The organism is Pseudohaliea sp. (assembly GCF_054552115.1).
This window is the reverse complement of sequence record NZ_JBTOLW010000051.1, coordinates 1-9,966: the sequence shown is the minus strand read 5'-3', so window position 1 is coordinate 9,966 and position 9,966 is coordinate 1. Positions and strand designations below refer to the sequence as shown.

The 9,966-nt window shown below is 67.7% G+C and carries 12 protein-coding genes; 7 read left to right on the top strand and 5 right to left on the bottom strand.

Translation table 11 applies throughout. The features are described 5' to 3' along the window. The 4 genes from ACX93N_RS16065 to ACX93N_RS16050 form a co-directional block, all read left to right on the top strand. Positions 1 to 137 (top strand): transposase (locus ACX93N_RS16065; RefSeq protein ID WP_459429451.1); only part of this gene is annotated, 137 nt, incomplete at its 5' end. A gap of 150 nt (positions 138 to 287) precedes the next feature. Then, the gene (locus ACX93N_RS16060) at positions 288 to 647 is read left to right on the top strand and encodes a DUF3192 domain-containing protein (RefSeq protein ID WP_459429450.1); all 360 of its coding nucleotides are present in this window, start codon (positions 288 to 290) and stop codon (positions 645 to 647) included. A gap of 73 nt (positions 648 to 720) precedes the next feature. Next, a complete protein-coding gene (locus tag ACX93N_RS16055; protein WP_459429449.1) occupies positions 721 to 1,476 on the top strand; it encodes an SDR family NAD(P)-dependent oxidoreductase in 756 nt (251 codons plus the stop codon). 11 nt (positions 1,477 to 1,487) lie between these two features. Next, entirely contained in the window at positions 1,488 to 2,099 is a 612-nt protein-coding gene (locus tag ACX93N_RS16050; RefSeq protein ID WP_459429448.1) for an arylesterase, read from the top strand. 27 nt (positions 2,100 to 2,126) lie between these two features. Here ACX93N_RS16050 and ACX93N_RS16045 read toward each other — a convergent pair whose 3' ends face one another. Further along, positions 2,127 to 2,819, bottom strand: coding sequence for an SDR family oxidoreductase (locus ACX93N_RS16045; protein WP_459429447.1), 693 nt, complete (start codon positions 2,817 to 2,819; stop codon positions 2,127 to 2,129). An 89-nt stretch (positions 2,820 to 2,908) separates the two neighbouring features. Continuing rightward, positions 2,909 to 3,937 (bottom strand): TauD/TfdA dioxygenase family protein, encoded by a 1,029-nt coding sequence (locus ACX93N_RS16040; protein ID WP_459429446.1) that lies wholly within the window; start codon positions 3,935 to 3,937, stop codon positions 2,909 to 2,911. 233 nt (positions 3,938 to 4,170) lie between these two features. Between ACX93N_RS16040 and ACX93N_RS16035 the strand changes: the two genes are divergently transcribed. Next, positions 4,171 to 5,103 (top strand): glutathione S-transferase family protein, encoded by a 933-nt coding sequence (locus ACX93N_RS16035; protein ID WP_459429445.1) that lies wholly within the window; start codon positions 4,171 to 4,173, stop codon positions 5,101 to 5,103. Here the strand turns inward: ACX93N_RS16035 and ACX93N_RS16030 are convergent. Together ACX93N_RS16030 and ACX93N_RS16025 are read right to left on the bottom strand one after the other, a co-directional pair. Then, on the bottom strand, positions 5,100 to 6,008 hold the full coding sequence (locus ACX93N_RS16030; protein ID WP_459429444.1) for an AEC family transporter: 909 nt from the start codon (positions 6,006 to 6,008) through the stop codon (positions 5,100 to 5,102). The genes ACX93N_RS16035 and ACX93N_RS16030 overlap by 4 nt on opposite strands. Before the next feature lie 148 nt (positions 6,009 to 6,156). Next, positions 6,157 to 6,474: a 2OG-Fe(II) oxygenase gene (locus ACX93N_RS16025; protein WP_459429443.1), complete on the bottom strand. Its 318-nt coding sequence runs from the start codon at positions 6,472 to 6,474 to the stop codon at positions 6,157 to 6,159. A 316-nt stretch (positions 6,475 to 6,790) separates the two neighbouring features. On the opposite strand from ACX93N_RS16025, the gene ACX93N_RS16020 reads away from it, so the two are divergent. Continuing rightward, complete coding sequence (locus ACX93N_RS16020) at positions 6,791 to 8,050, top strand: serine hydrolase domain-containing protein (protein WP_459429442.1); 1,260 nt, start codon at positions 6,791 to 6,793, stop codon at positions 8,048 to 8,050. Between the two features lie 218 nt (positions 8,051 to 8,268). Continuing rightward, the gene (locus ACX93N_RS16015; RefSeq protein ID WP_459429441.1) at positions 8,269 to 8,955 is read left to right on the top strand and encodes a transglutaminase-like domain-containing protein; all 687 of its coding nucleotides are present in this window, start codon (positions 8,269 to 8,271) and stop codon (positions 8,953 to 8,955) included. Positions 8,956 to 8,997: 42 nt separating this feature from the next. Here ACX93N_RS16015 and ACX93N_RS16010 read toward each other — a convergent pair whose 3' ends face one another. Beyond that, positions 8,998 to 9,825 (bottom strand): cyclase family protein, encoded by an 828-nt coding sequence (locus tag ACX93N_RS16010; RefSeq protein WP_459429440.1) that lies wholly within the window; start codon positions 9,823 to 9,825, stop codon positions 8,998 to 9,000. Positions 9,826 to 9,966: the final 141 nt, after the last annotated feature.

Here is a 9,966-nt window from a genome sequence, read left to right as displayed (position 1 = left end):
GGCACCCACTACATACCAGCGTTTTGGAGGGGATCAACAACCGAATAAAGGTCATCAAGCGGATGGCCTATGGCTACCGGGACGAGGCGTATTTCTTCCTGAAGATCCGCGCGGCGTTCCCCGGTAATCTACGATGAACCGAAAAAAAGCCCGAAAAAGCCCGAAAGCGACGGAGTGTGCCCGCAGCGCGACGAACTGCGCTTCCGGCCGGGGACGTTCGCCGGGGCTGGCAGGATAATGGCGCTTCCGGCCACCGCGCCATCCACCCGGACCCAGGAGGATTTCCCTTGAACACATTACCCCGGCTCATGCTCGCCACCCTGCTTGTCGCAACCGTCACCGGCTGCGTCTTCATCGACGGTGAGCATGGCGACACGGACGACTGGCGCAGTGCGCAGGAGGACAATCGCGAGGCGATCAGCCAGCTCAGCATCGGCATGTCCCAGGACGCGGTCGTCGACCGGCTGGGCACGCCTGCCGATTCCGAGGCCTTTACCCGTGACGGCGAGGAAGTGCGCGTGCTGTTCTACCGCACACGGCACCGGCACAGCGACGGCGAGACGAGCCGCGATGAGACGACGCCACTGGTTTTCCGCAACGGTGAACTCATCGGCTGGGGCCAGCGGGTCTACGATACGGTGCGTTGATCCCGCGGGGCGGCACGGTGAGCCCGGCTGTGCTATGACTGTGCGCTGACCAAGCCAAAGCCTGGAGGGCGCCATGAAATTCGAGGGAAAGATTGTCTACGTCACCGGCGCTGCGTCCGGCATCGGGGAGGCCGTCACGACGCGCCTCCTCGCCGAGGGCGCGGTGGTTGCCGCGATCGATCGCGACGCGGAGCGCCTCTCGGCGCTGGCTGATACGCACCACGCGGCGGGCGGGCGGCTGACCACCACGGTGCTGGATGTGGTGGACGAGGAGGGCGTCGCTGCCTCCCTCGATACGCTGGTCGCGGCGCACGGGCGGGTAGACAGCGCCGTCAACTGTGCCGGTATCCTCGGCCCGACGGGCCCGCTGCACGAGACCGCTACCGCGGACTACCGCGCCCTGATGGCCAACAACCTCGACGGCGTCTTCCACTGCCTGAAGCACCAGCTGCGCTGCATGCACCCGCGGGGCCGCGGCAGTATCGTCAACATCGCCTCGGCCGCGGGCATCGTCGGTTTTCCCAGTGCGGCGGCCTATACCGCTGCCAAGCACGGCGTCGTCGGCCTGACCCGTACCTGCGCCATCGACTATGCCGAGCACGGTATCCGCGTGAACGCCATTGCGCCCGGTGGTATCGACACGCCACTCATCCGCGGCACCACCTGCGCCACGCCCGAGGGTGAAGCGATGATCAAGTCCATGCACCCGGTGAAACGGCTGGGCACGCCGGCAGAAATCGCCAATGCCGCGCTGTTTCTGGCTGGCGACGACGCCTCTTTTGTCACCGGTGCTGTGCTCGCTGTCGACGGCGGCTGGACGACCTGGTAGCGCCCGCTCGCATGAAGACTGCCTCCCTGGCTGGCACCGCCGTTTTTCTGCTGGCAGTCCTCGTCGGCTGTGGCGGGCCCTCCCTCAGCCCGCTGCCGGAGGACGCCACGGTGTTGGCTTTCGGAGACAGCCTCACCTACGGCACAGGCGCCCCGCACGACGCCGCCTACCCGGCCGTGCTGGCGCAGCTGACCGGGCTCACGGTCGTCAATGCGGGGGTCCCGGGGGAGGTGAGTGCCGCGGGCCGGGAGCGCCTGCCGGCAGCGCTCGATGAACACAAGCCGGATCTCGTCCTGCTGGTCCACGGGGGCAACGACACTTTGCGCAAGCTGCCGCCGGAGGATACCCGAGCCAACCTGCGTGCCATGGTTGAGTCCGGCCGCAGGGCCGGCGCGCGGGTTGCCATGCTGGGCGTACCGGGCAGGAGCTTCACGCTGTCCGCGCCCGATTTCTACGAGGAGGTGGCCAGGGAACTGGCCGTGCCCATCGACAGCGGCACCCTGCCACGGCTCCTGCGCGACCGCAGCCTGAAGTCGGATCCGGTGCACCTCAACGCGGCCGGCTACCGGCGCCTGGCCGAGGCGGTGCAGGCACTCCTGGTGGAGGCCGGGGCACTGCCTTGAATTTGCCAGGCAGTGCGAAAGAAAGAGCTACCAGGGCAGTTCTTCGCCCGCGTAGGTGAGCAGCCGCCCGCTGTCGCCGGGCTTGAGTCCGTCGATGACGCTGAGCATGCCGGCAACCGACTCCTGTGCGCTGATGGCGGCCTCGGCGCCGCCCATGTCCGTCTGCACCCAGCCCGGGTGCATGGCAATGGCCGTCACCCCTTCACCGCGCAGGTCGATGCTCAGGCTGCGCATGACCGCATGAACCCCGGCCTTGCTGCTGCGGTAGCTGTAGAGCCCGCCATCGTCGTTGCTGGCGATGCTGCCGAGGAAACTGCCGATACCGACCATGGTCCGGCGTTCACTTGCAGCCACGTGTCCGCGAAACGCCTGGGCGCAGATCGCAGGCGCGACCACGTTGACCTCGAGAACACGCAGGAAGTCCGCCGCGTCCAGTTTCCCGAGGGTATTGGAGCCGGGGCTCATCACGCCCGCGTTCAGGATCAATAGATCGATGGCGGTGCCCTCAAGCTGCCGGGCGAGGGCATCGACGGCCGCGCTGTCGGTCACGTCCAGCGGGTACAGGGTGACGCCGGCATGGCTGTCGGCCAGGGCACGGGCCGCGTGGGCACCCTCGAGGTCGCGGCAGGTCCCGATGACCTTCCAGCCGCGCGCGGCATACTGGCTGAGCATTTCGAGACCGATGCCGCGGTTCGCGCCGGTGATCATTGCGGTTGGCATGGTGGTGCTTTCCTTTCTGTGGTCGTGTTATTCCCGTTGCCCGCGCCGGGGGGCAGCGGGCATAGGCGGCAGTCTAGCATTGGCCCGTATCAGTTCTGCATCGGCGCCGTGGCGTCCCAGCGAAAGCCGATACCCCCTGCCTGCCAGACGCCCTGGCCGAAGGGGTTCGGCCCGCCGATATCGAGAGCCTGCGGCAGGCCGAAGCCCGGCGAGAAGCAAGCGAAGGGCGCCCTGATCGTCGCCCGGTGCATGATGCGCAGTCCCCGTTCGGCGGCAGGCTGGTGGGCCTCGGCAGCAGCCTTGTGCGCGACGGCGTAGTTGTCGATGAAGACGCAGTCGCCCGGCTCGTACTCGTAGGACACGGTGTAGCCATCGTCGATGCCGTCGCTCAACAGGGCGTTGTAGGCCCGGCACAGGGCGGTGAGTTCGCCCGCATCGAGCAGGCGGTGCGCGTCGCCCTCCGGCGAACTCTCGATCACAGCGCCGGTCATGCCGAGATGCAGCCATACGCTGCGCCGGCCGGTGAGGGGGTGATCGTGCACGAGTGGATGGACCACGCCGGTGGTCGCATTCACGGATGACAGCCGCTGCCACCGCGCCTGCGTCGCGGCCGGCAGGGCATCGAAGGCAGCGCCGAGGTGGGCGAAGACCGTGCCACCGCCGTGCTCCGGCACGCGCACCATGTGATAGGCCACGTGGGAGAAGGGCGCCTCGCAGAACGCGCCATCATTGTGGAATAGCGGCCCCACGCCCAGGATGCCGTGGTGCTGATCGTTTGAGAGGCGAAAGATATGCCGGTTGCCGCCCGGCGTCGCCGGGTGCACGCCGTGGGTGGAGTGCAGGGCGCGGCCCCCCCACCACTGGCAGGCCTGCACCAGTTCCTCGGCGGAGAGCCCCTGCTGGCCCTTGAAGACGATGAAGCCCCGGCTCGCCATCTCCGCCTCGAGGGCCGCTAACACCGCTTCCGCCGGCCGCTCCCCGCGAAGATCGATACCCTCCAGCCTGCCGCCGATCGGCGACAGGGGCGCCAGGTGGCCGCCGGCCTGTTCAATGGTTCGCACGTGGCCCGGGTCCAGCGGTGGAACGGGTGCTTCGCGGGGAACGTCTCGCTTTGCCATGGGTATCTCCTGCGGCAGCTTCTCTGCGCTAGCTTGTGGTCGCGCCTCCTCTGCTAAAGGGTGCCCGGACAGCGGGGCCCGGTGACCCCGCAACGATAACAGAGTCGCGTCTGGCGCCGGTGCGTGTACCGCCGCTATCGCGTACTCTCGGGCATCGGGGGCCCCGGCGGCCCGCAACCGCTATCCCGCGGCCCAGCGCACGTGTCAGCGCGCCGCACGGCAAGAGGTGAATCATGAGCGGCAATACATTTTTCCTGCACCACTACGAGGCATCGCCCTACGCCGAAAAGATCCGCGCGATGTTCGGCCTGGCGGGCCAGGCCTGGGGCTCGGTCCTCACCTCGCCCTACCCGCCACGGCCCGACATCGATCCGCTGGCCGGGGGCTATCGGCGCATTCCCGTGGCCCACCTCGGCGCAGACGTCTTCTGCGACACCGCGCTGATTGCGGCGGAGCTGGCTGCGCTCACCGGGCTCGGCGAGCTCGCGCCGACCGTAGCGGATTCCGCGGCGCAGGCGCTCGCCGAGCGGGCGGAAGGCGACGTGTTCTTCGCCGCCATCACTTCGGCCCCGCCCCTCAAGCTGCTGGGCAGGCTGCTCGCGTCCGTGGGCCCGGCCGGCACGGTCCGCTTTATCCGGGACCGCGCCGGCATGATGAAAGACGCCAGCACCCGGCCGCCGCGGGGGGCGGAGGCCGCCCGCGTCTTCGACGCGTACCTGGCGGATCTCGACGGGCACCTCGCAGCGCAGGAGTGTCTCGCCGGCGACGGGCTGAGCTACGCCGATTTCTGCGCTTACCACCCCATCTGGCTGGCGCAGAGCGTCGGCGGCGCGAGCACGCTCGAGCGCTACGCGAACGTCGGCGAGTGGCTGCAGCGCATGGCATCGCTGGGGCAGGGTGGCCGCCGGGAAATGACGGCGGAGCAGGCCTTCTGCGAGGCCGCGGAGACCGAGCCGAGACCGCTACCGGATGATCCCGGTGCGCACGAAGCGCTCGGCAGCGAGGCGACCATCGCGCCGGATGACTACGCGAAGATCGGAGTCACCGGCAGGCTGGTCGCCGCCACCGGGGAGCGCTACATCCTCGCCCGGGAAACAGAGGGCCTGGGGTCCGTGCATGTTCACTTCCCCCGCGATGGGTATGCCTTGCGCCCGCCAGTCGCCTAGAGAAGACCGAACCCCCACATGACGAGGGGCATGGTTACCGCCGCGAGCACCGTCTGCGTGGCGATCAGGTTGGCCATGAAGGGCGCGTCGCCGCCGAGCTGGCGGGCGAGGACGTAGCCGTTGGTGGCCGTGGGTGTCGCCGCCGCAATCGCGATGACGGCGAGGCCGATGCCGTCCACGCCGAGGCCGCGGCCGATGCCGACTGCGAGGGCAGGCAGGCCCAGGATCCGGACCAGTGACCAGGCAGCGGTGGGCATTCCGGACCGCCTGAGCGCGCCGAGATCGAGCCCGGCACCGGCCGCGAGCAGGCCCAGGGCCAGCGCCGCCGCGGCCAGCGTCTCCAGCACCCGGTCGATCACGGCGGGGATCGCCAGGCCGCTCGCGTTGATGAGTCCGCCAATGACGCAGGCGATCACGAGCGGGTTCCGGAACAGCTCGTGGAACGGGTGCCGCTTGATCTCCCGGTCACCGTACTGGTTGAAACCCAGGATCGAGATGACGTTCGCCGTCGGGATCATCGCCGCGGCGGCGACCGCGGTCAGCGCGATGCCCTCGTCGCCGTAGAGCGTGCCCGCCAGCGACAGCGCTACGAAGGTGTTCCAGCGAACGTTGGACTGGATGATGCTGCCGACGGTCGCGCGCCTGATGCCCGGTAAGAGGCGCGCGCCGTGACCCACGGCGGCCATGATCAACTGCGCTCCGATCAGCGCCGCGGCAATAGGCCAGGGCGATGCCTCGAAGGGCGCGTTCGCCAGCACCCGGATGATCAGGCAGGGAAAGAGCAGGACATAGCAGAGGCGCTCGATCGCCCGCCAGCCCTCGGCCGGAGGGCTGTTGCGCCAGGCAAGGAAATGGCCGATGGCGACGATAGCGATAACAGGCAGGAGGGCAATGAAAAAGGTCATGAGGTCCAGCCGGGGAAAGGGGTGGGAAGGATACACCCCGGGGCCGTTGGTTTGGCAGCGCCCGGCGGCTCACTGCGCTCGCGGTTGCTGAGCGACGGAGCCTGGCGCCGGGCCCCGGCAGTGCGCGCCTTCAACGAGAGCAGTGCTGTCAGGGCCTGTTCAGTGCAACACTCAGCAGCCAGCGGCTGCCGTCCTCGATTCTCGTTACCTCGTGCTGGTAACGGTCCGGTCGAAACAGCACCAGTCGACCGAGGAGATCGAAGATACTGCGTTCGCAGGAGAACTCGCCGCCGCGCCGGGGTTTCACCAGTACGCAGTTGAGCTTGTAGAGCCGGCCCTCTGCCACCATGTCGACGTGGGGCATGACGCGATGGCCCTCGGCGTAGTGCACGAGATAGATGCTCAGGCACCGGGACTGGAACAGCACACGGTTCCTGACGTTGGCCTTGCCTGCTGTGGTGCGCATGGTGTCGGGGGCACCTCGTTGCTTGGTGACCGGGCGATCGGGCAGGGCGCGCTGCGCCCGGCGGCGCGCCGAAGTCATGCCGGTCCCGGCTCGCCGCGGCCCGCCAGCATCCCGCTTCCTGCCCCCGGGTGCAACAGGGTCCGGCCAGAGGCTCCGGCCAGGCCGGCGGCACCCGTTGGCCAGCGCCAGTCCGATCAACGCTCGCCGGGCCGACACACCCGCTGTAGTGGGTGTGTCCTATACTCGGGTGATCGAGTGCCTGAGGACCAAGACCATGACAAATCGAGCTTGCACGCCGAGTCGTTCCCGGACCTGTGTGCTGCTGTGCAGTTTGCTCCTCGCCGTGCCCTTCGCCCGCGCGGAAGCGCCGCCCGGCGCCGCGGAGCTCGGGTTGATGGCGGGGACGCCGGTACCCCCCGACAAGCTGGTGACCATCCACAACTTCATCGAGCCGCCGTACAACCGCTGGAGCTTCCAGCACCTGCGGGAACTGTTTCCCACGCGAGCCGTGCCCGCCGCGCCGGTGCCGCGGCCCTTGCCGCGCCGGCCGGTCGACCTCGATGCGTTAACCGTTGCTCTCGGCGACGGGCGCACTGCGACCATCGGCGACTGGCTCCACTCCGCTTACACCGATGCCTTCCTGGTGATGCACCGGGGCGCAATCGTGTACGAGCGGTACGAGAACGGCCAGGGTCCCGCAACACCGCACCTGATGTTCTCGGTGACCAAGTCCTTCACCGGGGCCATGATGCTGACGCTCATGGAACAGGGCCTGGTCGACGGGGCCAGGGTGGTGCGCGACTACCTGCCGGAGCTGGCCGACACCGCGTTTGGCGACGCCACGGTGCAGCAGGTCATGGACATGACCAACTCCATCGCCTACGACGAGACCTATGACGACCCGGAGTCGGATATTTCCCGCTTCATCACCGCGATGTACCCGGGCGGAGAGGGACTCCATGCGCATCTGCAGGGTCTCGAGGACAAGCTGCCTGCGCTCGCGCACGGCGAGGCTTTCCATTACGTGACGCCGGACCCGGAAGTCCTTGGCTGGATCATCCGGCGGGTCACCGGCATGACCCTGGCCGAGGCGATGTACACCCTCATCTGGTCCAGGCTCGGCACCGAGTCCGAGGCTAGCTACTGGGTCGATCCGCTCGGCATTGAGATGGCTGGCGGCGGTTTGTCGCTGACGCTTCGTGACGCGGCGCGCTTCGGCCAGATGATCCTCGACGACGGGCAGGCCGGCGGCGTGCAGGTGCTACCGCCGGCGGTAGCATCACGGATCAGGACGCACCGCAATCACTCCGCATTCGGTCGCTACTACGAGGATCCCTGGTACGGCGAGGTGGCCACGGCCTATCACGACCAGTGGTGGAGTTACCGCGGCGTCGACGCGGTAGCCGCCCTGGGCATTCACGGGCAGTTCATCTACATCAACGCGGAGCAGGACGTGGTGATCGTCAAGCAGAGTTCCGACCCGGAGGCGGAGAATGACCGTGTGGACAGTGAGACGCCACGGGTGATGCACGCCATTGCCGCCCACCTGGGATCCCTGCAGGCGCCGCAGCAATAGCGGCTGTCCCTTTGAACGGGCCGCGCTGACCGCGCGCGTTCGACGGCCGCTTCGACAGCTGCGGTCGTCATCGTTCATAATCCCGTGTTTTGACGTGCCCGCAGCGGGCCAGGGTTCTGCCGATGTGGTTGCAGACAAGTTGCCGGCTACGGTTCCGCATCGAGATTCCCACCCCCTTCGTGTTGATGTTGCGGCCCCGGAGCGGGGCGCAGCAATGGGTGTCCAGCGAGGAGTATCTCCTCGACCCCGAGGTTCCCGTCTACGAGTTCACCGATGACTATGGCAACCTCTGTCAGCGCCTGGTAGCGCCCCCCGGGGATTTCAGTCTCTCCACCGCGGCGAGGATAAGGACGGACGCTGAGGTCGACGAAGAGCCCGGGGGCTGCTTCGTCGAGAGCCAGAACCTGCCCGACAGTGTCTTCAAGTACCTGCTGCCCAGCCGTTACTGCGAGGCCGAGCGCTTCAATGCGATGGCACAGGAGCTAACGGCCGGCTCTGCACCCGGCTACGACCAGGTCGCGGCGATAGAGCACTGGCTGCGATCGACGTTCCGCTTCGAGCCGGGGAGCAGTTACACGTCGCTGTCGGCGGTAGAGGTGAACCAGCAGGGCACGGCCGTATGCCGGGACTTCGCCCACCTCGGCATCGCGCTCTGCCGGGCCCTGGGCATTCCTGCACGCATAGTCGTGGGCTACCTGTATGGCCTCGAGCCCATGGAGTTCCATGCCTGGTTCGAGGCGTATGTTGCCCATCGCTGGTTTACCTTCGACCCGACCCAGCCCGTGAAGCGAGGGGGCTATGTGGTCATCGGCTACGGTCGGGACGCGGCCGATGTCGCCATCTACACCCAGTTCGGGCCGCCGGTTCACCCGGTGGAGCACCGGGTGTCGGTGGCGCTTGCCTGAGCCGGCTCGCGCCTGTGCCGCTGCGCCCGCAGCCGGCAGGCTTCAGCGCAGGGGAATGGCGATGGGGCGGAAGGGTGCAGCGTCGGCGCCGCGGAGCTTGAGCGCTGCGGCAATGAAGGCGAACTCGTACACCTCGTCGCGAGCAAGGTCTTCCAGCCAGGTGAGCTCGATGATTGGGGCACCCTGTTCCGCCAGCAGGTAGGTGTGGACCGGCACATAATCGGTGGCGAGCTCTGAGGGGAAGGCCTCCAGGCTGAGGTTGTCCGCGCCGACGATCATCGCGCCGGACTCCTCGATCAGGAAGCGTGCGGCTTCCAGCCCGAGCCCTGGCGGATTGGCCATGTAGGCTGCCGCCTGCTCATAGTGGAGCATGCGCCCGGTACGGATCAGAACGACATCTCCCTCCCGCAAGCGGACCTGCTGGCGCTGCGCCGCGGCAACGAGGTCCTCGCGGCTTACCCGGTAGCCATCGGGCAGCATTGCAAGGCCTTTTGCGGAGGCCACATCCAGCATGATCCCACGCGCGACGATCGGCGGCATGTTCTCCATGCCGGCAACGCGCCAGCCCCGGTCGCCCAGGTGCTCGCCGGCCTCAAAGCCGTTCCAGATCCTGCCGTTGAGTCCGAAATGCGCGAGACCGTCGATGTGCGTGCCCGTATGCGTGTACATGGAGACGGCGGCACCCGTGTAGCTGACGTGACCGTTCATCGTCTTTCCCGTGCCCAGGGGGTCGTCGACGATCGTGCCGTGCGGGGTGTGCGTCATCCAGATACGGTAGTGAGGATCGCCGGCAGCCTGCCAGCTGGGCATGCCGATGAAGTACTCGACCGACAGGTCGTAGACCCTGCCACCGCGCAGCCGCGACAGCACGGTGAATCGCCCCGGGAATTCCGGAGGCTCTTTGGTTTGAGTCAGGCCACCATAGCCGACTCGGTTTCCTGTTGATGATACGCAGCCTCGTACTCCACGGGCGGGACATCGCCGATAGAGGTGAGCAGTCTGCGGTTGTTG

Excerpts from the sequence above, each read along its gene's own strand:
- ACX93N_RS16055 (WP_459429449.1), top strand. The coding sequence starts at position 721 with ATGAAATTCGAGGGAAAGATTGTCTACGTCACCGGCGCTGCGTCCGGC.
- ACX93N_RS16050 (WP_459429448.1), top strand. The coding sequence starts at position 1,488 with ATGAAGACTGCCTCCCTGGCTGGCACCGCCGTTTTTCTGCTGGCAGTC.
- ACX93N_RS16045 (WP_459429447.1), bottom strand. The coding sequence starts at position 2,819 with ATGCCAACCGCAATGATCACCGGCGCGAACCGCGGCATCGGTCTCGAA.
- ACX93N_RS16040 (WP_459429446.1), bottom strand. The coding sequence starts at position 3,937 with ATGGCAAAGCGAGACGTTCCCCGCGAAGCACCCGTTCCACCGCTGGAC.
- ACX93N_RS16035 (WP_459429445.1), top strand. The coding sequence starts at position 4,171 with ATGAGCGGCAATACATTTTTCCTGCACCACTACGAGGCATCGCCCTAC.
- ACX93N_RS16030 (WP_459429444.1), bottom strand. The coding sequence starts at position 6,008 with ATGACCTTTTTCATTGCCCTCCTGCCTGTTATCGCTATCGTCGCCATC.
- ACX93N_RS16025 (WP_459429443.1), bottom strand. The coding sequence starts at position 6,474 with ATGCGCACCACAGCAGGCAAGGCCAACGTCAGGAACCGTGTGCTGTTC.